Raw genomic sequence first — 21,065 nt, forward strand, 5'->3', positions numbered from 1 at the left:
TCCGGAACCGGCTGTACCGCCTGTCGGTTTAGCGGGCTGTACCCGAGCGACTATGAGCCTGAAACCGACACCGCCGCACGACGCGAAGAACCGCTACCTCAACGACAAGAAGCCCGGCGTCACCAAGAAGACGCTCAAGAACTACCGGACGACGACTCGGCAGTTCTGTGACTGGCTGGACGAGCAGGGTATCACGGACCTCAACAACCTCGACAGCGAGGTTATCCAGCGGTACAAGGAACACCGTCTGTCGAACGTGAAGGTCATCACGGCCCGGCAGGACATGATGACACTCAAGCAGTTCATCGAGTTCTGCGAACACATCCAAGCTGTCCCTCGGGGCATGGCCGATATGGTTCGGATTCCCTCTGTGAGCGAAGACGACGAGATTTGTGACGACCTCCTGACCCGGGAAGAGGCATCGGACGTGCTGGGTTTCCTCGGTAAGTTCGAGTACGCGAGCAACCGCCACGTCACTCTGCTAATCCTCTGGAAGACGGGTATGCGGATGAGCGGGCTTCGAGCACTCGATTTAGAAGACTTTGATGAGGGACGGCCCGCCCTCGAACTCCGTCACCGGCCAACGTCAGGAACGCCGCTGAAGAACAAAGAGAAGAGCGCGCGAGACGTGCTGATTACGTCCGAGACGGCAGAGGTCATCCGTGACTACGTGGAAAGAAATAGAGAAACCGTGACCGACAAGCAGGGACGAAAACCGCTTCTCACGTCTAAGAGCGGTCGTGTAGTAGAAACAACGATTCAACGCTACGTCTACACTGCGACTCGTCCCTGCTACTACAACGGCGGCGAGTGCCCGTTTGATCGTGAGCCGGATACCTGCGAGGCAATGTCGTGGAATGCCTCGTGTAAGTGTCCGGGTAGCGTTAGTCCGCATGCTCTACGTCGTGGGTATGTGACCGCCGCCCGGAACGCGGGCCAACCGAAGGATGTGACCGGCGAGCGTGTGAATATGAGCGGAAAGGTGCTCGATAAACACTATGACAAAGGTTCCACGGCGGAAAAAGCCGAGAGAAGACGAGGATTCATTCGAGATATTTGACAAGGTTTAATTCACTGTGGTTATCATATTTTCGTATGTTAGATGATGTGGACGTTCCAAGAGTGTATACTGATTCTGAGCAACTTTCTGGGATTACAGAGGAATATGTTTGCTGGTTAGATTTGATGGCGGTTCGAGGAACAATGTCTCGTTCTCTTGAAACATCGGCTATTACGATACTGAATTTGCACGTTGCAATTGATGACGCTCTGGATAGGGAGACAATGACACATTATCCGATAATGGATGGAGTCTACCTGACGTCCGAAAATAAATGGGATATGTTGAATACTCTTGGAGATATATTTTCAAAAATTGCAAAAGATAACATCGAAAATGCGAATACGGAATATATGTACATACCTCGTGCATCATTATCATTCGGCCCGATCCTACACGGAAAGAATATACCGGAAGAATTGAACAGAGAATTTGTCGGAAATTCAGATTACATTGAATCTATTCTGCTTGGACTTCCGATGATTCAAGCCGTAGAAAATGAACCTAATGCACCACCTTTCGGGATATACGTAGATAAATCTGCTCGTGCATTTGCGCCGGGAGATGACGACCCGATAGAAACTCCATGGCATAGGTGGTTTCGTTATATCGATGAAGATGCTGATGCTCTTGGCAGTGAACTTTATGATGAACTCAGCGAATATTATAAATGGTGCAAGTCTAATTCGAACTATCTTGAATATCCCGAGGAAGATATAGAGAAGCACAAATCGATGGCTGAAGAATATCTGACCCAATAAGGACAAACCGCCATCCTTTGCATGAGAAGGACTGCGCTACCGATCAGGGTGGCTACAATCCTTGTGACTCAAGGCTCCGCTCCCAGCGTTTGGTGGGGACGTGCCACGAACCGCAACTCTTGCAGTGGAGAATATGAACACCGTAGGTGACTTCTTTTCTCTCCGAATCCCCATTTTGGGTGACGGTGACGACATCGCGGTTCTCGGGTTTGAAGAACTGCTTCTTCGATTCTAGAGCAAACGGGCTTCGACACACGGGGCACGTCGAATCCGATTTAATTTCAAAATACGCGATTCCGATGGTCGCGATGGCGATACTCACGCCTACCACTAACTGTGTCTGCTCAATGGGTTGATTGGAGGGGTAGACTTCAGTTAGCGGCTCAATGAATGCCATCGTCATATTATCGGGGAAGAACGAGAGGAAGACGAAGTACAAGAGTACGAGACTACCCATCGTTAACCCGAGGAGGGATAGTTCGAATGTTTTGCTCGAGAATACTTCAGAGTGAAAGAGTCGCCGGAGTCGGGATCTCCAAAAAATCGAGTACCCACCGTGCCCATCTGGATGCCAGTTCGGAGAATTGTAAATCACCTGTACCACACGTTTCGGCGGGAGTTGGGAAAGCACGCCATCGTCTACGTCGAGGTCGAAGCCCTTTTCGCCGGACGCTGGTCGTGTCCCAGCAGTTTGTGATTCATCAAGCTCTACCTCATGTACTGTCTCGGATATTTCTTCGGGGAGCTCGAAATAATGAGTATAAACACCGAACAGTCCGAAAGCGAGAGTCGCAAGTACTCCGATTACCCCGAGACTTGTACTTGCAAGGAACAGTACACTCCCCACGATACTCGCTGACGCAGCGACGATTGTGATTAACACGATTGCCCGCAACTGTCCTTCGCGTTGGCTCATTCTTAAAGACGTCAACGAGTGCGGATGAAATGAAACTAGCCATTGTTAACGCTGAGGCTATTTCAACCGGTTACCACCATCCATGCTTTCTGTTTGTTATATTGATGCTATCGAGAATCATGAAATCTGGAGTCAAGCGTAAAACCGATGATGGACCATACAAATTGGATACCCGTGTCCCGCCTAGTCTGATACAGCACGTTAAAAGCGTACTGTGAACATCGGGAACCCCCGCTTCCGGCCCTGACTCGCTACGGTTGCCCGCTGCGGGGAAAGTCGGTTGACCGTTACTGGTAACTGTGGCGACCTCATCCGGTACTGTTCTTCCCGTTGTGAACCGTGCTGTTACCCGCATACTGGGAACGTGAGCGTATTCACACTCTCTCTGTTCTCTCATTAGAGTAGAATGATATGGGGTTTATATAGGGGTGGGGAGGGGGAGGATATCACCCTTGATACTTCTCCGTTGCTTGAGATATCTTGTTGTAGATGCTGATGAGGTCTTTCTCGCGGTATCCTTCGCACTCAGCAATTCTCTCAAATTCAGGATCCATATCCTTGACTGATGGGTGGCACTTTCTTTCGCTTTCCTTTGCCCTGTGAATGACAACTGCGCACGTACAGTATGCGACAATACCAGCATTCACACCGAACTTCCCTAGGTTAAGACTGAGAAACAGGCCTACCGCTTCCTGTTGATAACGTGGATTCAAACCCAATTGTCCTATAAGGGCCCAAATTAGGTGTCTATTCAGTAGATCTGTTGTGTAGCCTTGATTAGTCCATTTTCTGTTCCGGAGTCCAGTATTATATTCCGACAACAGTTTGAACTTTTTTCGCTCGTCAAGGTCTACAATGTCATCATACCTAATTATCGTCGCATTCTGTGTATCTACATCTGTAATATCGGACTCCGGTTCTGGCTGAGTCTCTCCGACGTATTTCCAGCGGTTCTTTTTGAAGTTAGAACAGTCAACAAAGTCCATTCCGTCTGGGGCATAGTTACCGCTCTGGCCTTTCGGGTCATAGCCGCCGCTCTGGGTTGCTGTAGCACTCATTATTAATTTTTTAGTTCTCCAACTGGATAGGGATCTCGCGCAAAACCCTTTTCAAAACGGACTTTACCGCATACGCGCCGCTCGGAAAGAGACGCCAGCGAAGAACCTGCTCACAAGAGTAAACGCAATCCAGTCGCAAATAATTTTTGTTCACTTATTGACAATGATGCGCGAGGCGATATTCCCGAGAAATTTTCTGGCGAAGTAACGATTGTGCCCGCGCCGGTCGAAAGTTTAGTGTTCTAACCGGTGGCCGCCGTTCTCGATGATAACCTGTTTGGAACCGTAATTCTCCAAAACCGACGCACGACGTACGGTGACCGCGGGTGCGGGTGTCCTTGACGGCGTCAATCCACCGGCAAAATCCTCTGTGAGACGGGTAGGATTCCCGTTGCTAATCGGGATAAATACTAAATGTAAGAGGCGCTATCTACGAATTACAGTCTGCGCCGCAGGCGCAAGCCTAGGCCGGGATTTGAACCCGGGCTCTCGTCCTTACCAAGGACGCGCTTTACCGCTAAGCTACCCAGGCGCGTGCATCCTTTCGTTGTCGGGTATCGACTTTATGGGTTTCGATTCGAACGGCCCGTGCGTCGGTGTATCGCGGTGCCGTCTTGCAGTGTCGACCGTCGGTCAGGGGTCCGTCGCCGACGTCGCCCGATCGGTCGTGTGGTCCTCGAGCGAGTGGTCCGGCAACGACCGTTCGAGGTCGGCGAGACACTCCTCTGCCGGCGGGAACGAGGGACCGGCGTCGTCGGCGAGCTGTTCGGCGATCGAGAGCAGTCGCGGCGAGGGGGTCTCGCCGACGGCGACGGCGCCGGTGAGGACCGCGAGTTCGAGCACGTCGCGCTCGAGGGTGGCGTCGACCGGTTCGGGATCGGCGGTGCTCACGTCGGCGTCTGCACCCTCACCCGCGGCGAGATCGGTTCGGCTGGTCTGATTTCGACCGAACGACCGGACGGTTCGAACCGCCTTGCCGGCGGCGTCGGTCCGCGCCAGCAGGTAGAACCCGCGGGCGACCAGAATGTCGGCAGCCAAGATCGCGAGGTCACCGTCGCCCGCGTCGGGATCGGTATCGGCATCGGCGTCAGCATCGGTCACAGTCCAGGGCTCGTCGTGTGCGAGCGCGCGCGTCAGGCGCAGCCCCTCGTAGATGAGCTGAACGCCGGCCGCGTGGGTGACGACGCCGTCGGGTTCGGACTCGACGGACTCGACGCCGTGGTCGTCGTGCAGCAGGGCTCGGTCGGCATCCGGTTCGCCGTCGAGCCACTGTCCGTCATCGATGACGCGTCCCTCGGACGCCATCGCCGCGGCGCTCTCGAGGGTGAGTGCGGCGGGGACCATCGACGCGCGATCGAGGACCGACTCGATGTAGTCGTGTAGCTGCGGTGGTTCGACGTCCGCGACGGCCTCGGCGGCGGCACGCCGACAGCTGTCGGCCTTCTCCATTAGCGGGGGGTTACGAGAGCGGAGGCAAAGACCTTTGGAAACGCCCGGTCGACTGCGGCCATGATCGACGTCGAGACCGACGGGTCGGTCAGAATTGTCACGATCGATCGCCCCGAAGCGCGCAACGCGCTCACCCCCGACGGGCTCGAAGCCCTCGAGACGGCGATCGACGCCGCCGACGAACCGGTGATCTACCTGCAGGGACGCGGCCAGGCGTTCTGCGCCGGTGCCGATCTGAACGCGGTCTCGGCGCTGGACGGCGAGCGCGACCAGGCGGCCGACTTCGCGCGCCTGGGCCAGCGTGTCGCCCGGACGATCGAGGACGCGCCCGCGGTCGTCGTCGCGGGGATCGACGGCCCCGCACGCGGCGGCGGGCTGGAACTCGCCTTAGCCTGCGACGTGCGGGTCGGGACGCCGGACTCGACCTACGGCGAACCGGGCGTCAGGTTCGGCCTGTTCGGCGCTTGGGGCGGCACCGTCCGGTTGCCGCGCGTGCTGGGCGAGGGCGACGCCCTTGAATTCGCGCTCTCGGGCCGGACGGTCGATGCCGAGGAGGCGCTGCGGATGGGACTGCTCTCCCGCATCGCGGACGACCCCCGCACGGTCGCCGCGGAGATCGCTGCGAACGCGAGCGATACGCTCGCCGTTCTGAAGCGCCGCATCCGAGACGACCGCGAGCGCGCGACCCAGGAGCGACGCGAGGCCGCCGCGTTCGCCGATCTGGTCGCCGCTCACGCCGACGACATCGACGCGTATTCGAGTGAGCGGTGACGCAGCACGCACCGTTCGAACCGCGTTCCGAGAGACGTTTTCCAGAAATAATATACTCCGTGACACGTATCGAGTGGGTATGCCAGGCCCGGTGTTTCTGGAGGGCGATCGCATCACGCTCCGACCGATCGAGGAGGAGGACCTCGAGTTCCTGCAGGCGCGGATCAACGATCCGCGGATATGGCGGCATATCGGCCGGACCAGGCCAGCCAACCGCGAGCAGGAACGGGACTTCTTCGAGAACGTGGTCTGCGACGACGAGACGGTGACGCTGCTGATCGCCGCCGACGGGGCGCCCGTCGGGACGATCGGCTTCCACACGATCGAGTGGGAGACGCGGAAGGCGGAGTTGGGCTACTGGGTCGCGCCGGAGCAGCACCGTCAGGGGTACGGGACCGACGCGGTCGAGCGGATCGTCGCGTACGGCTTCGACCAACTCGGCTTCCACCGGATCGCGGCCCGCGTGTTCGAGTGCAACGAGCCGTCACAGCGGCTCCTCGAGACGGTCGGGTTCGCGCAGGAGGGCGTGCACCGCGACGCCGAGTTCATCGACGGCGAGTACCAGGACACCTACTGGTACAGCCTTCTGGAGGACGAGTGGCGGGCCGACGATCGCGAGCAGTGAGCGCGGGACAGTAGCGGGTGAGCGCGAGCGCGAACGAGAGCCGGAGCATCAGTCCAGCGGCTCCGGTGCCGGCGGCGCGGTGCGCTTGTGCTCGCTGCGCTCGTACATCCGGCGGACCTTCTCGACCGCCTCCGCCTCGACGTCGAGCAACCGGCAGGTCGCGGCGACTGACAGCGGCCCGTCGACGTGCGTCGCGAGGATCGCGTCGAGGGTCTCGTAGCTGACGCCCATCTCCTTCTCGTCGGTCTGGTCGGCCCATAATTCCGCCGTCGCGGTCTTAGCAGCCAGTTCCTCGGGGACGCCGACGTGGCGAGCGAGTTGGCGGACCTGCCCCTTGTAGAGGTTCCCGATCGGGTGACAGTCGACGGCGCCGTCACCGTACTTGGTGAAGTAGCCCACGGCGGCCTCGCTGCGGTTGCCGGTCCCGAGGACCAGGCGGTTTTCGTGGTTTGCGACGAGGTAGTTCAAAACCGCTCGGGCGCGGGCGCGAGCGTTGCCGACCGCCTCGCGGTCGCCCTCGGCCTCGGGGTAGGCCGACAGCAGCGAGTCGACGATCGGCTCGATTTCGATCACGTCGTAGGTGATCTCGAGATCCTGAGCGACCCGTTCGGCGTCGCTCATGTTCCCCTCGCTGCTGACGTGGGCCGGGAGCACGAGGCCGTGGACGTTTTCGGCCCCGAGTGCCTCGACGGAGAGGTGAGCTGTCAGCGTGCTGTCGATCCCGCCCGACAGGCCGAGGACGGCCCCGTCGGCCCCCGCGGCGTTGACCCGGTCCCGAATGAAGTCGGTAATGTGTTCGCGCCGCCGTTCCAGTTCCGCCTCCGAGAAGCGAAGGTCGATCATGGGCGACGGTACGGACGGCGTGGCCTAATAGGCTCCCCACTCCGGAAAAATGTGACCGGACGTTCAGTTTCCGGCCGCGGGGAATCCGACGCCTGGCGACGGTCGGTGACCATCGGTGGAAGTCGTGAGAACGAGAGCGGAGAGGTCCGGGTGCGAGAATCGAACTGCGCGTCTCAGCCTGCACGGGCTGAAGGATCGGCCACTACCCCAACCCGGACACGTGGTCGCTGCACGCCTCGCTACCACGAACGATCCGTAATAAGTGCTGATCGTCTGCACGAATTGCAACTCGGTTATGTTAGGACGTAGACATAGTGTCACAGATTTCGTCACGCCTTCATCGTCCCCACGTCTTGCTGTTCTCCTTATCTAGACAGTGGCCAAAGATGTGTCTTCTAATAATACTGAAAATTGGCGGCCGGACTCACTGGGGAGACTCCCCGAACGCTCTCCGATTGGTTGGAAGAGCGTGAGCAATACGAGAAGTCCGATGACACTGACGCGCTATCAGTAGTTGGTAATGCGGTTTCTTTATTCAGAGTAGCTCGTGAAACTCGCGGTCAGTATAGATGAAATATCCATCACTCAAACCCTCCTCTCTTCCTGACTATCTATTCGATTGTCCGGTTTTCCACTCTAATCTCAACCCCTCCGTCCCCCCAGAGTTCAACCCGCACATCGTCAGTCATAAACGCCACTCTCGTCCGCGGATTTGCATCGTGGCGAAAGAGATTATTGATGGCATCCGGGTTAATATCCTCGTAGAGGGCGAAGTCAGTCCGTAGTAAGTCCGACCCCTTGCATTTCTCGATGGCATCGAGGACTGCCTCGGTTAATGTCCGATCCTGGTCCGGAGTGTATGTGCCTCGCACTGCATCATCTCGCTTGTCTTCATTGGTGTTTTGTTTCATGAGTTATCTCCTCCGTCGAATAAATGATTATTCTGTGACGGACACCAGAAATGGTTCCAGTTGTTCGGCGTTCTTCGACAGCGCAACTACATTTTGCTCTTGGTCATACTCGACAACGTCTGCGTCTGCCAGTTTCGGAATGTGTACGTGGTATAGCGACGTAGCGACGCGCTCAACTTCCTCCTCCGAAATGTCCATGTGGTTGGTTTCGTTCTCCCATCTCGCTATTTCGTCCGCCACATCAGTCAAAGCTATCCGGTCTTCGAACTTTTGCAGGCAGCGGAGAACGTATCGACGGCGCTGATTGGCGAGGAGGTCGAAAACTACGTCGAACGATTGCTCGTCCGGGTCACCGCGCTCCGCCACACCCGCTTTTGGGGAATGCCCAGTCATATATACTATGTGGGCCCCTATGGGGAAGGATACTGCGGAAGCTACACCTTCAAGCGCTCGGGATTAAGCAGCGTACAGTCGAGAAGTGGGAGAATCCACAGTCCACAGTTACGCTCGATCAGTCGTCTACTAACTCTTTCATCGATGACTCGTCCGTTTTCGCTCCGGTGGCTGCTCGTCGATGATAATCCTCCCGCTCCCGTCGACGGTGACTACGTACCCGTGGTACGTAAACTCTACACGGAGGTTTGCCTGTAGCTGCTGATTGCTAGTGCCGGTCGTGAGGGCTTCGAGTGCATCCAGGTCGATTCTGTCGTACAGTCGAACGTCGAGGTCGACCGGGTCAACGCCTTCACACGCAGTGATCTGCTCGACAATCTCGGTTCCGACCAGTGTTGACTCCACTACCCTCCCTTGTCGATGAAGCGGGTTAACGCTACGGAGTATTGTACTTTGATCGAGTATATCTGTTCATTCCACAGTATATGTGGAGGTGTTTGTATCGGGCGGTCAATCCTCGACCACGTCTGCACCGAAGTGGTTGAACGGTTGGACGTGGAGGTCATTGATGATCTGTGTGGAGACGATTTCGAGATCATCGAGGTTCTCGATTCCCGCGCGGGTCTCATCAGCTGCGTCGGTATCGACGGCCATCGCCTCGATGTGGATGTTGTGGGAGCCGGTTGTCAGTTCGCGGACGTTGATCACGCCGGACAGTTCTAACGCCTCCTTCGCCAACTCGGTTCGTTTTGCAGTTGGCGCTCGACACACGATGAACAGGTGGAGGTCGAACCCAGCCGCCTCGTAATTGAGTTCAGGATGGTAGCCACGAATCACGTTCTCCTCAAGGTAGTCGATACGGTTTCGGACTGTGCTGGCTGAGGTCCCGACCATGTCGCCCATGTCTGCGGCAGTCGCCTCCCGTGCGTTCCCCTGGAGAGCGTGGAGAATACCCCGGTCAACGTCGTCGAGATTATGAACCATATTGGCGATAACGGGCTGCTGGCAAAAAGACTACTGTCGTGATACGGCATCCGATTAGTTCGCACGTGTAGTGACCGAACTACCCGATTCAGTTTCAGGTGTGATTCTGAATAAAGAAATCGCGCTACTATCCACTGCTATGGCTAACCCGTTGCAGAAATCCATACAACTCGTCATCTCTCCGCAAGCTCCGACACAAGCTATGCGATGACGAAGGAATCTCCGTAGAAGGACGCAAAATGAGTTGGTGCACAATCAGGCACAGCGTAGGAATCTACATGACTCGAGAAGAAGACGTAACGGCCGCTCAAGCCCAACTCCGACACAAGAACGTAGACCACCATGCAGTACGATCAGGTCTCCGTAGAAAATCGACAAAACGCTCTCAACCGCATGGGATAGCGTCTCTCCGGAAGGCGGAGAGTTTAAATTAGTAGAACGTAAACTCCCAGTGCAGAGCGCGGTTGGTCCAGCGGTAGGACAGCTGCCTCCCACGCAGCTAGCCCGGGTTCAAATCCCGGACCGCGCATCCTACGGCGAACGTATCCGTGAGCGACGGGTGCGTGTCGCTCTTCGCTTCGATTCACACGTTTCATCCGGAGTACACGGGCGAGCGGACGGTGTGGTATCGCCGCGGCTGTTTTTCGCCGGGGTCGATCGCTCGTCACAACTTATAAGAAAGTGCCTCGCGCCAGTTTACAGGACACTCACGAACGTCACAATATGTACTCGCAGGACACACCGCTCGACGGCACGCTCCACGTCCTCCCCTTCGACGGGCGGTCACTGCCGTCCCGAATCCGTCCGATCTACGACGCCGTCCTGAATCTCGACGACGTCGACGGTGACCCGCGGAATATTCTCGTCTTGAAGCGCCTGCCCACCGGCGTCCCCGAATTCACCGCGGCCCTCCGCGACGCCGTCGGACTCCGGGCCAGGCCGAACGTGAAGTCGATCGCGCGACACGCCGCGACGGTCCTCGACGAAGCGCGGCCGGGGCTGATGCGGCTCACCTACGAACAGCGGATCGAATTCCTCGCGACCGTCCTCGACGGCTACAACTGGTCCGACTACTTCGAGCGCGCGAGCGCGCAGGACTCGTTCGGCCGCGACGTCGGGCAACTGCTCCTCGACGCGACCTGGCAGGGCGGGTTCGACGTCGACGACGCCGGCGACGGCGAACGAGGCGAGTACGATCACCTGATCGACGAACTCGCGTCGGTCAACGACGCGTTCCACGCGAAACTGGCCGAGCGAGGTCTCGCGGAACAGGCCGATACGATCCCCCAGGCGATCGATGCACTCGAGGAAGGCGGCGTCCGCGAGCGGATCGAACGGGAGTTCGACGCCGTCCTCGCCGTCGAGTTCGAGGAGTACTCCGCAGTCGAGCGGGAGTACCTGGCGAGACTGACGCGAGACGTCCCGCTGATCTGCGTCGGCGAGGCGAACGCCAGCATCGAGCGGGTGAAGAAAGAGGCCGGGGACGTCCGGCGGTTCGCCGGCGACATGACCGTGATCGATCACGCGAACCCGGAAGCGGGCGCGATATCGCGGTCGGAGGCAGCCCCGAAATCAGGTCCGACGGTCGACGCCGACGTCTCGATCCCCGACCCGGACGCGGAGATGGCCGGCGCCCCCTTCGCTGAATATCTGGCTACGGGGACCGTGAACGACGACGCTACCGGCGAGTCGACCGCCAGGCTGATCGCCGCGGAGACGCTCGATCAGCAGGTCCAGGAGGTCGCCAACGAGATCGAGTACCTGCGACAGCGCCACGACTGGGAGTACGACGATTTCACCGTCGTACTGCGGAGCGTCGGCGATCCGATGCCTCGCGTCCGGCGCGTGCTCCAGCACTCCGGTATCCCCACCGCGTCCGCCGGCGTCAACGGGTTGGAGCAGGATCTGGCCGTCCGTGAACTGCACGCGCTCGCGCAGTATCACATCGACGGGCGGGAGGAGGCCCTCGCGCTGTTGCGGTCGCGAGTGCCGGACGTCGACGACGAGTTGATTCGGGCCTGCGTCGAGCCGACGTCGATCGCGAAGAGCCTCAACCGGTGGATCGTCACGACGAACCTCAAAGAGCGAATCGCGAGCGACGGACGCGATATCGACGCTCGCGAGCAGTTCCGGAACATCTCGCGGCTGCTCTCGATCGCCGAGTTCGTCGACGAGCAGGACTTCCTCGCGCGGGAGTGGCCGCAGTTCCTCGGCATGCTCGAGCGGGCGATCACCTACGACGCGCCCTACGCCCACACCGCGGCCGTCGACGTCGCGGAAGGCGGCGTCACCGTCGGCGACGTGGCGCTGCTGAAAGACGAGACGCGGAAGGCCGTCTTTCTCCTGAACGTCGTCGACGGCGAGTATCCCGGCGACGAGTCGCTCTCGCCGCTGTTCCCGGCGGCCTGGATCGAGCGGATGGCGACGTACCCCGCGGTGACGCGGCCGAGCGACGCCGACGTGCGAGAGACCTACGCGACGACTGGCGACGCCGATTCCGACTCCGTGGGCGACCCCTTCGAGCGCTACCACAACGAGCGCGCGCGTCGCAAACTGGCCGTCGGCGCACGGGCGGCCGAGGACTACCTCTACTTCTGTACGTACGAGCGCGCGGACTCGACGGTCGCGAAGCCGCGACACGAATCGCGCTATCTCCACGAGATCCGCGACCACTCCGGCCTGGCCCTCGAGGAAGTCGAGGGACCGGGCGAGGATCGGGAGATCTACACCCTGGGCAGCGCGTCCGCGGCGATCCTCTCCCAGCCGTGGTCGGAGTTAGAGCGGGTACAAGCGATCGCGAGCAAGGGTGGCGAAGTCGAACTGGAGACCGCCGAAGAGACGTTCGCCGCGATCCGTCGAGTGCTGGCGGAGAGCGAGGACGTCTCTCCGCGATTCGTCGAGGCCGTCGAAACGCAGTTCGACCTGGCCCGCGGGGCGGTTCGACCGAGCGCCGACCCCGGCGCTGGTTCCGACGGCGGTGGCGGGGAGGAGACCGGGCCCGGTGTCGAGCCCGCCGTCGAGAGCGATGGAGGTGTATCGCGATGACGGGTCCGGACGCGGACTCGGACCGAAACTCGAAGTCGGATCCGGACCCCGAACTCGATCGCGTCACGGCGGCCGAAATCGAGTCCCACATCGTCTGTCCGCGGCAGTACGAGTTCGAACACGAGCGCGCGCTCTCGCCCCGACAGTCGGACCGCAGCCTGATCAGGCGGCGACGGCGCGAACTATTGAGCGACGCGATCGTCGCTGGCCTCCGCGCGGAAACGGACGACCCGGCCGAACGCGTAGCTTCGGCCCTCGAACGACTCGGCGACCGGTGGGGACGGCAGTCGACGTCGTCGCCGTACCTCGTCGACGCCCAAGAAGTGTACGACCAGGCGGTTGCGAGGGAAGCTATCAAATCGTACTTCGACGAGATGGGCCACGAGCACGCCGAGAACGCCGTCGCGGTCGATGCAATCCTGAGCTACGACCTCGAGGGAATTCGGTACGAGGTCGGTGTGGACGCGGTGATCGAACGAGACGGGACTGCGCTCGCGGTGCGGTACGTGCCGAACTTCGACGGCATTCTCAACGTGAACTGGTACGACGATAACATCAAACAATATCGCGACGGGAGCAAGTACTTCCCCCGTCAGATCGCCAGTTTCGCGACCGCGGGGCTCGCGATCCGAAGCCTCCAGCGCGAGTACGGGTTAGACGCCAGGACGGATTTCGCCTACATCTCGCTGGTCGAGGACAGCCGCCCCGCGTACCGGGCGGACGACGACGTCGCGGTCGCCACGGAAGCGCGTCACTTCCGCGGCCAGTACGAGGAGGAAGAAGGCGACCTCGCCAGGCTGCTCGCGGCGAAGGCGACGGCGATCGTCGAGTCACGGACCGATCCGACCGCGGCGGAAGTCGGGTTCGGCGACATCCGCGAGCGGTCGTGTTCGTACTGCGCGTATCGGGACGCGTGTCCCGACCGCATCCGTTCGGAGGTGTCGTTCGCCGAGCGAACCGGCTCCGAACCGGTGACCGTCGAAGACGCGATGCGAGTCGACCAGGCGGGCGGTGATTCGAAATGACGGACGAGAAGACCGAGACCGACGAGTCGGGGGTATCGGAGCCGGAGCCGAAAGGCAAGCAGCGAGACGTCTTGGCGGCGACGGGAGACGAGTACTCGGTCGAGGCCGTCGCCGGCTCTGGGAAGACGACCACGATGGTCTGGCGGCTGCGCGACGAGATCCGCGAGCGCGGGACGCCCCCGAACCGACTGCTAGTCCTGACCTTCGCGACGGAGGCCTCGCATACGATCCAGCGGAAGCTTCGCGAGGAGCTGCGCCCCGAGGAGGCGTTCGAGATCGACGTCTACAACTACCACTCCTTTTGCTACCGGCTCCTCCAGGAGTACGCCTACTACGGCGGGCTCTCCCCCGAGTTCGAGCTGATCACCGAGGAGCGTCGGTCCCAGCTCATCGAGTCGATCTACGGCGAGATCGACTTCTCCTTCGTCGCGCCCGGCTCGCCGGCCGAGGGCGGCGCGGGAACGGCGACGATGGCGGAGCTGACCACCTTCATCGAGCGGATGCGCCGGGAGTCGGTCGAGCCCGACGAGATCCGGGAGTACCTCCCGAGCGACGAGACGATTCGCTCCCTGCTCGCGCTGACCGACGACCTCCGCGAGGCAGCGCACAATCAGGTCAACGTCGACGCCAACGGGATCATGTGGGACGACGACGCCATCGCGAACGGTTGCGAGAGCCTAGCGCGCGTCTACCAGTTCAAAGCGCGGGAGTTCGACGGTTCCGATTCGATCGAGGGCGCGATCCGGATGTATCTCGAGGCGCTGAGCGAGACAGCCGAGTCCGTCGCGGATCACATCCGCTCGACGAACGACCTCTCGTGGCAGGAGTACCGGACTCCCGAAGCTGTGTTCGAAGACGAACAAAGTATGTTCGACGCCGTCGAACAGACGCCGTTCGGTCGGCTCGTCGCCTTCGCCCACATGCTGCGGCGCGCGCGAGCGTACGTCTCCGCCTACGAGGCCTACACCCGCGAACTCGACGAGCGCGGGGCGCTCGACTACGACGAGCTGATCCACCAGGCGGTCGACCTCCTGCGGGACGAGGCGGTTCGGGACGACATCCTCTCGCAGTGGGACGTCGTCTTCTGCGACGAGTTCCAGGACACCGACGAGTCCCAGCTCGCGCTGGTCGAGGAGCTCCGGGACGAGCTGGAGATCATGGTCATCGGCGACAGCGACCAGGCGATCCACGAGTGGCGCGGCCAGGACCCGGAGAACATGTCGAAGCTGCCGGATAGCTTCGAGGAGATCGGGCTGGACCTCAACTTCCGCTCCCGGCAGCCGATCCTGGACGTGACGAACTACCTCGATCGGGAGAAGCAACCGATCCGGGCCGACAGGGAGCCGGCGCCGCCGAACGTCTTCTCGGTCGACAGCGAGGGCCAGGAAACGGCCGAACAGGTCAGCACCGCAATCTCGCACCTGTTGACCGGCCGGTTCGACGATCTCGACGCCGTCGATCAGGGGGATATCGCCGTCCTCGTCCGCCGAAACGACCAGGCGAGACGCGTCGCGAAGGCGCTCGACGCGGCGAGCATCCCGGTTTCCATCTCGGGGAACGCGACGGGGGAGCTCAGCCAGGGTCTCGAAACGGTCCTCTCGTACCTGCGGCTCCTGGTGACGCCGACGGACGACGTGAGCTGGCAGCGGGTCCTGCTGTTGCTGTACCGGGTTCCGGAGGCGGACGTCGATACCCTCCGCCGGCACGGGGCCTCGATTCCGGACGGCTACGAGGCGGTCTCGGATGACGACCTCGAGAACCCCGCGGGCGTCGCGCGGGCCCTCGACGATTACGAGACTCTCCGAGAGGTGTCGGCGACTCACTCCGTCTCCGAGCTGTACCTGCACCTCAAGCGGGAGACCAGAATCGAGTGGTTCCTCACCGAGGACGACCGGACGGCCCTGGGGAACATCGATCAGCTCGTTTCCTCGTTCGACGACAGCCCCGTCCAGTCGCGGCTCACTGAGGACCTGGTGGCGTACCTCGAGCGCCAGGCGCACCTGCTGACGGGGACCGCGGAGGTCGCCACCGGGCGGGGCGCCCAGTCCGAGGACGCCGTCGACGTCATGACGATCCACCAGGCGAAGGGACTGGACTTCGATACGGTCCTCCTGCCGTTCCTGACCGAAGACGAGTTCGCCCACCTCACGCTCGACGACTACCAGGAGAATATTTACGAGTACGACGTGCTCGTCGACGGGATCGAGGGCGAGATCGACGACCCGCTGCGCGCCGATCTCCGCGAGGATCAGATCGCCGAGGAGTGGCGGGTTCTCCACGTCGCGCTCACCCGGGCGAAAGAGCGCCTGTTCCTGTTCGGAAACGACGCGGCGGAGGAGGGCGCGACCGCCGACTGGATCGATCGTCACCTTCCCGATTCCGAGAGCGAGATGCCGATCGAGTGGTCCGCCGAGGGGCCGCGCATGCGGATCTGGCCGTCGCTGATGGACAGCTACGAGCGGATCGAGGCCGAGAACGGCGCGGCCGTCCGCGACTACACCGACGTCGTCAATCGCGGTGTCGACGAGGACGCGGGGAACATCACCTACTACGGCCGGGACCTCTCGACCGAGGAGGCGATCGAGACGCTGCTGGAAGCCGCCGACGGCTTCGTCGCGGGAACGCTCGCGGACGAGGAGACTGGCACCGCGGACGCCGACCGATTCGCGGACGCGCCCCTCGGGACGGAATCGACGGTGGAACTCGCGCGACAGCACAGCCACACCGCCCTCGAGGCGCTCCGGGACTGCGAGCGCCGGCACGTCCTCGATCACGTCGTGGAAGCGTTCCCGGATCCCCGGACGGGCGTCGAATCCGATGGCGGCCGCCAACGCGACGTGGGGACGTTGTTCCACGACGTCGCGGAGTTGGCCTACTGGCGCGGCTACGACACGGTTGGGGCGTGGAAAGACGCCTGCGAGTGGCTCGCCGCCAGCAGGGGCTTAGAGCACGTCGTCGAACCCGCGACGGAGTGCATCGAGGCGTTCTTCGAAACACCCGTTCCCGGGTGGGACGCCGTCGGCGCGGAGGTCCCGATCGACTTCGACGACGTCGATGAGGTTTCGGGGTCCGTGACCGGGTACATCGACTCGGTCCGCGACCACCCCGACGGCGGACTCGCAATCCTCGATTACAAGACGAGCCGGGAACAGAAATCGCTCGACGAGAGCCACCAGTTGCAGCTCTACGTTCGGGCCTGTCAGGACCGATTCGAGCAGCCGATCACCCACGCGGGCTACGTCTACGTCGGCGACGCCGGCCCGGCGACGCAGCTGTTCGACGTGGCCGACCTCGAGCCGATGTGGGACCGCGTCGCCGACGACCTCCGCGCGGCCGACGATTCCTCGTTCGAGAACTACAATCCCGGTCCGCACTGTCGTTACTGCGAGCACCGGTCGCTCGGCTGTCCGGTCGACGACTACGCGTACGACGACGAGTACCAGGTCGGCCAGGCGGACGACTGAAACGGCCGCCGTGCGACCGGCGGTAGTTCAAGGCGTTACAGGTACCCGAGGAGCGTCCCGGCCAACACCAGAATCCACATCGCGACCCCGACCAGCAGCATGTCGTTGAACTTCGAGTCGCGAGTGGCTCGTTTGGCCGCGCCGCCGGCGATCAGCCCGAGCGCGACGACGACGAGCATCCGCTGGACGACGACGTCCAGCGGGAGGCTATCCACGCCGAGCAGGACGTAATCGAGCCAGACCGCCGTCACGAGCGACCCGCCGGCGACGACGGCGGCGTCGAGGCGACGCGTGAGGCCGCGCGAAATCAGGTAGGTCGCGACCGGGATACCGACGCCGATCACCGGATACAGCAGGGCCGCGATCTGGTGGGGCGTGAGGAATCCCGCCTGGCGTTCGAGCACGAGCCCGCCCATTCGCACGCCGAGATAGAGCGCCAGGATGGTGAACAGGAGGAGGATGTGACCGGCCTCGAGGCGGGCGTAGGCGGCGGCGAGCCGGCGGCGGTCGACGTCGGTCAGGTGGTCGTCGATAGCGGACGGCGTCCGCTTCGAGAGCCGCTCGCCGGTGGTCTCGCCGCTGGCGGCGCGACGGCGCCTGCGGTGTCCCCCGATTCCGATCATCGCGGGGACGAGGAGGGCGCCCGCGCTCGTGAGGTCGACGAGGGTCGCCCAGCCGTCGGCGTCGCTGGAGTTCCTGTTGCCGAGGTACATCCGCTGGACGTCCTCCTGGGGATCGATACGGGGATGGCTCATGAAGTCGGACTCGACTTTCGTCTGGGCTGACTGCGAGCCGTGGACACGGTGACGGAGGGTGAACCAATCGAAGTGTTCGGTGTGGGTCTGCATCGCGACCCACTGGTCGTCCTCGTTGGGGCTCTCGTAGAGTCGGATGTGGTATCGCTGGCCGTAGTAGTCGCCCTGTTCGAGCTGACGCGTCTCGGTCGTCCAGTAGCCGCGCTCGTCGGGGCCGGGATCGATGTAGGCGTAGCGGGTACCGCCGTCGGCTTCGCCCCAGTTGAGATCGGGGACGGGACCTCGCCGCTCTTCGTCCTCGGTTTCGTTCGCGGCGGACTCGTTGTCGGCGGACTCGTTCGCGGCGTTGGTCGCCGTTCCGTTCGGCTCGCCGGCGGCCGACTCATCGAAGGCGGACCCGTCGGGCGGCGTTTCGTTGTCCGTCTCGTTGTCGGACTCGTTTCCGCCGGTGAGCGAGTATGTCTCGGGCAGCGCTTCCTCCTCAGATTCGTTGATCTCCGACCACTCGCCCTCCTCCGCTTCGGTCAGGATCCGCTCGACGTCGTCGACGTCACCGCGGACGATCACGTTAATCGGACTCCGCTTCTGGAAGCCCTTGGTTGGGCTGAGATACTCCCAGAACCCGCTTTCGGAGTCCTCGAACGTGACGACCTCCGGGGCTTGCTCCCCTTGTTGGGCCTGGCGTTGGACCGAGTCGTCGGCCGCGATCTGACTGGTCGACAGTGAGAGCCACAGAGAAGGCCCGGCGACGAAGACGATCGCGAGGACGAACAAGGCGGTCGCGATCACGAGCGATCGACGCATCTCCAGTCACTAGCCACGGCGGCTACATCAAACCGCGGGTGAGAAATGCAGACGTCACTGCGGTGTCAACCGACCGTCGCCGGACCGCTCGCTGTAACCCGATCCTAACCGAACCCGACCCCGGTCACGTTCACGTTCCGCGCAGACGTTTCTTCGACCACTCGACCGCGCGAATACGTGAACGACCGCGATTCGACTCCGCCTCGCCTGGTCGGTCGCTGCAGCCCCGTCGATCGGACAAGGGTCTCCACGGCGTACTCAAGAAGGCGCTCCGCCGGCTGGTCCGCGTCAGCCGCTCGTTCCGGTGCGACGCCGCGGTCGACGGCCTGCATCGTGGTCTGGTCGATCGCGGGGGCAGCAACCGGCGTCGCGCGACCGCTGCCGTCCGTTGGAAACGGGCTCAGCTCGCCTATCGGCGGCTACCCGACACCCGTGGGTGCCAAACTGACTCCCTCACGGGTCCGCTCTGCGGGAGGGCCGCCGCCCTACACGCCGGGGATGCCGAGCGCGTCGGGCGTGACGAGGCCGACCGCCGCGAACACGTAGACGATGCCGACCGCGACGATCCAGGCGACGAAGCCGATCGCGACCGCCGATCCCCAGCCGCCGGGGTAGCGCCAGTTGATGACGCCGACCCAGATCACCAGCATCAACAGCACGCCCAGGATCGGGATCCAGCCGACGAAGAAGCTGGTGACTGCCCAGGCGACCGCGCCGATCAGGGCAGTCACGGCTGCGTTCACGAAGCTGGCATCCCGATCCAGGACGAGCCGCGCACCCGCGAGTATCCCGACTGTCCCGACGAGCAGACTCAGGACGAAGATCAGAATCGAGTCCGCAGCAGCCATGATGTTACGGTTTCCAGCTCAGTTCGATCTCGATCGTCTCGCGGTTCCCGCGGAGCATCGAGGATCGTTCGACGACCTCGACGGAGACGTCGATGTTCTGGGGGGGATTGAGCGACACGTTCTTGTTCCCGACGCGGATCGAGACGTCCTCGTCGCCCCGCTCGAACTCTGCGGCAAGGTCCTGAAAGTACGCGGCGAGTTCCTCTCGTGGCAGTGTTTCGTCGGCCGTCGTCCGTTGCGCCATGCGGAGACATCGGGGTGCGACCCGGAAAAGTATGGGCAGCGAACGCCGCGCTAACTCGCTCTTACTGGCTCGAGCGGCGCTGTAACGTTCCACTGACGGAAAATTATCGGTAATTATCGTCGATCCGAGAGCGTGCGCAATTCGACGGCAAGAGCGGATGCGGCCGCGCATCTCCGGACGCCCCGTCCGAGGGACTCGTCTCGACGACGCACCCTCGAAGCGTGGCTTTTTGACGACGGGGCGGGTATCCGCCGACGATGGACGTCGACGTCGGAATCGTCGCCCAACGGGACAATGAGCGCGCACAGGACCTCGCCGAGACCCTCGTCGCGGCCCTCGAAGAGCGGGGAGCAGACGCCGTCGTCGACGAGGCGGCCGGCCAGGCGGTCGCTGCCACGGCCGTGCCGGTCGCCGCGATGGCGGACCGGGACTTCGTCGTGAGCATCGGCGGCGACGGGACGCTGCTGTTCGTCGCCCGCGAGGTCGGCCCGACGCCGATTTTGGGTGTCAACCTCGGGGAGGTCGGCTTTCTCAACGCCGTGGCACCCGAGGACGCCGAGCGGGTCGTCACCGAGGTCGCCGCCGACCTCGACGAGACGGGCCGCGTCGAGGGGCGACAGTTGGCGCGGCTCCGGGCGACCGGCGTCGACGACGAGTGGGCGCTCGAGCCCGCGCTCAACGAGGTCGTCGTCCACGGTCCGCGGCGGGGCCACGGCGGCGGCGCGACCATCGAGGTCCGCGTGGACGGCCAGACGTACGCCGAGAGCCACGCCGACGGCGTCCTCGTCGCTACGCCGACGGGTTCGACAGCTTACAACCTGAGTGAGGGCGGGCCGCTGATCCACCCGGGGACGGACGTGCTCGTCGTCACGCAGATGGCCGCGGACGACTCGATGCCGCCGCTGGTGGTCGAGCCCGAGACAGAACTGACCCTGACCGTTTCCGGAGCCGAGACCGCCTACGCGATCAGCGACGGCCGCAATCGAAAAGCGCTCGACCCGCCCGCGACCGTCGCCGTCTCGCTCGCGGCCGAACCAGTCACGCTCGTCGGTCCCCAAGCAAATTTCTTCGGCGGCCTGGACAAGCTCGAGTGACGCGGCGAGCAGCGA

At 62.1% G+C, this 21,065-nt stretch carries 19 protein-coding genes, 2 tRNA genes and 1 pseudogene; 10 read left to right on the top strand and 12 right to left on the bottom strand.

All coding sequences use genetic code 11. The annotated features are described in order from the left end of the window. Positions 1 to 52 precede the first annotated feature (52 nt). Together BMY29_RS15420 and BMY29_RS20685 are read left to right on the top strand one after the other, a co-directional pair. Positions 53 to 1,060 carry a tyrosine-type recombinase/integrase gene (locus BMY29_RS15420; RefSeq protein WP_049991751.1) on the top strand — a complete coding sequence of 336 codons (1,008 nt, stop codon included), beginning with the start codon at positions 53 to 55 and terminating at the stop codon, positions 1,058 to 1,060. Between the two features lie 35 nt (positions 1,061 to 1,095). Then, complete coding sequence (locus BMY29_RS20685; RefSeq protein WP_143067720.1) at positions 1,096 to 1,821, top strand: hypothetical protein; 726 nt, start codon at positions 1,096 to 1,098, stop codon at positions 1,819 to 1,821. A 52-nt stretch (positions 1,822 to 1,873) separates the two neighbouring features. Here the strand turns inward: BMY29_RS20685 and BMY29_RS20690 are convergent, their stop codons facing one another. The 4 genes from BMY29_RS20690 to BMY29_RS15440 all read right to left on the bottom strand — a co-directional run bounded on the left by BMY29_RS20690 (position 1,874) and on the right by BMY29_RS15440 (position 5,244). Then, entirely contained in the window at positions 1,874 to 2,737 is an 864-nt protein-coding gene (locus BMY29_RS20690; RefSeq protein WP_143067721.1) for a hypothetical protein, read from the bottom strand. Positions 2,738 to 3,183: 446 nt separating this feature from the next. Next, positions 3,184 to 3,795: a hypothetical protein gene (locus BMY29_RS20695; protein ID WP_143067722.1), complete on the bottom strand. Its 612-nt coding sequence runs from the start codon at positions 3,793 to 3,795 to the stop codon at positions 3,184 to 3,186. Positions 3,796 to 4,255: 460 nt separating this feature from the next. Continuing rightward, positions 4,256 to 4,327, bottom strand: a tRNA-Thr gene (locus BMY29_RS15435). Between the two features lie 101 nt (positions 4,328 to 4,428). Continuing rightward, the gene (locus BMY29_RS15440; protein ID WP_049991748.1) at positions 4,429 to 5,244 is read right to left on the bottom strand and encodes a DUF7114 family protein; all 816 of its coding nucleotides are present in this window, start codon (positions 5,242 to 5,244) and stop codon (positions 4,429 to 4,431) included. Between the two features lie 60 nt (positions 5,245 to 5,304). On the opposite strand from BMY29_RS15440, the gene BMY29_RS15445 reads away from it, so the two are divergent. Next, complete coding sequence (locus BMY29_RS15445) at positions 5,305 to 6,015, top strand: enoyl-CoA hydratase/isomerase family protein (RefSeq protein WP_049991747.1); 711 nt, start codon at positions 5,305 to 5,307, stop codon at positions 6,013 to 6,015. Positions 6,016 to 6,094: 79 nt separating this feature from the next. Next, a complete protein-coding gene (locus BMY29_RS15450; protein ID WP_049991746.1) occupies positions 6,095 to 6,640 on the top strand; it encodes a GNAT family N-acetyltransferase in 546 nt (181 codons plus the stop codon). 48 nt (positions 6,641 to 6,688) lie between these two features. Here BMY29_RS15450 and BMY29_RS15455 read toward each other — a convergent pair whose 3' ends face one another. The 5 genes from BMY29_RS15455 to BMY29_RS15475 form a co-directional block, all read right to left on the bottom strand. Next, complete coding sequence (locus BMY29_RS15455) at positions 6,689 to 7,483, bottom strand: NAD+ synthase (protein ID WP_049991745.1); 795 nt, start codon at positions 7,481 to 7,483, stop codon at positions 6,689 to 6,691. A gap of 611 nt (positions 7,484 to 8,094) precedes the next feature. Beyond that, positions 8,095 to 8,394, bottom strand: coding sequence for a HalOD1 output domain-containing protein (locus BMY29_RS15460; RefSeq protein WP_049991744.1), 300 nt, complete (start codon positions 8,392 to 8,394; stop codon positions 8,095 to 8,097). 27 nt (positions 8,395 to 8,421) lie between these two features. Then, complete coding sequence (locus BMY29_RS15465; protein WP_143067723.1) at positions 8,422 to 8,760, bottom strand: DUF7344 domain-containing protein; 339 nt, start codon at positions 8,758 to 8,760, stop codon at positions 8,422 to 8,424. Positions 8,761 to 8,925: 165 nt separating this feature from the next. Then, positions 8,926 to 9,192 (bottom strand): HalOD1 output domain-containing protein, encoded by a 267-nt coding sequence (locus BMY29_RS15470; protein ID WP_049991742.1) that lies wholly within the window; start codon positions 9,190 to 9,192, stop codon positions 8,926 to 8,928. Between the two features lie 105 nt (positions 9,193 to 9,297). Beyond that, positions 9,298 to 9,771, bottom strand: a complete 474-nt coding sequence (locus BMY29_RS15475) for an Lrp/AsnC family transcriptional regulator (protein ID WP_049991741.1) — start codon at positions 9,769 to 9,771, stop codon at positions 9,298 to 9,300. A 137-nt stretch (positions 9,772 to 9,908) separates the two neighbouring features. Here BMY29_RS15475 and BMY29_RS21745 point away from each other — a divergent pair. The 5 genes and pseudogenes from BMY29_RS21745 to BMY29_RS15495 all read left to right on the top strand — a co-directional run. Next, positions 9,909 to 10,173, top strand: a pseudogene (locus BMY29_RS21745) (tyrosine-type recombinase/integrase); the annotation flags it as partial. Positions 10,174 to 10,229: 56 nt separating this feature from the next. Beyond that, positions 10,230 to 10,300 (top strand) — tRNA-Gly (locus tag BMY29_RS15480). A gap of 194 nt (positions 10,301 to 10,494) precedes the next feature. After that, a complete protein-coding gene (locus tag BMY29_RS15485) occupies positions 10,495 to 12,816 on the top strand; it encodes a PD-(D/E)XK nuclease family protein (RefSeq protein ID WP_049991740.1) in 2,322 nt (773 codons plus the stop codon). Then, complete coding sequence (locus BMY29_RS15490) at positions 12,813 to 13,841, top strand: hypothetical protein (RefSeq protein ID WP_049991739.1); 1,029 nt, start codon at positions 12,813 to 12,815, stop codon at positions 13,839 to 13,841. The genes BMY29_RS15485 and BMY29_RS15490 overlap by 4 nt, the downstream gene beginning before the upstream one ends. Next, a complete protein-coding gene (locus tag BMY29_RS15495; protein WP_049991738.1) occupies positions 13,838 to 17,305 on the top strand; it encodes a UvrD-helicase domain-containing protein in 3,468 nt (1,155 codons plus the stop codon). Before BMY29_RS15490 ends, BMY29_RS15495 begins: the two co-directional genes overlap by 4 nt. A gap of 35 nt (positions 17,306 to 17,340) precedes the next feature. Here BMY29_RS15495 and BMY29_RS15500 read toward each other — a convergent pair whose 3' ends face one another. From BMY29_RS15500 to BMY29_RS15515, 3 genes are all read right to left on the bottom strand, one after another. After that, complete coding sequence (locus BMY29_RS15500) at positions 17,341 to 18,864, bottom strand: ICP22 family protein (protein WP_074854813.1); 1,524 nt, start codon at positions 18,862 to 18,864, stop codon at positions 17,341 to 17,343. A 485-nt stretch (positions 18,865 to 19,349) separates the two neighbouring features. Continuing rightward, complete coding sequence (locus tag BMY29_RS15510) at positions 19,350 to 19,712, bottom strand: hypothetical protein (RefSeq protein ID WP_049992172.1); 363 nt, start codon at positions 19,710 to 19,712, stop codon at positions 19,350 to 19,352. A gap of 4 nt (positions 19,713 to 19,716) precedes the next feature. After that, entirely contained in the window at positions 19,717 to 19,956 is a 240-nt protein-coding gene (locus tag BMY29_RS15515; protein ID WP_049992171.1) for an amphi-Trp domain-containing protein, read from the bottom strand. A gap of 257 nt (positions 19,957 to 20,213) precedes the next feature. On the opposite strand from BMY29_RS15515, the gene BMY29_RS15520 reads away from it, so the two are divergent. Beyond that, the gene (locus BMY29_RS15520) at positions 20,214 to 21,050 is read left to right on the top strand and encodes an NAD(+)/NADH kinase (RefSeq protein WP_049992170.1); all 837 of its coding nucleotides are present in this window, start codon (positions 20,214 to 20,216) and stop codon (positions 21,048 to 21,050) included. Positions 21,051 to 21,065: the final 15 nt, after the last annotated feature.

It is taken from the genome of Natrinema salifodinae (genome assembly GCF_900110455.1).
In the GTDB taxonomy this organism is placed as follows: domain Archaea; phylum Halobacteriota; class Halobacteria; order Halobacteriales; family Natrialbaceae; genus Natrinema; species Natrinema salifodinae.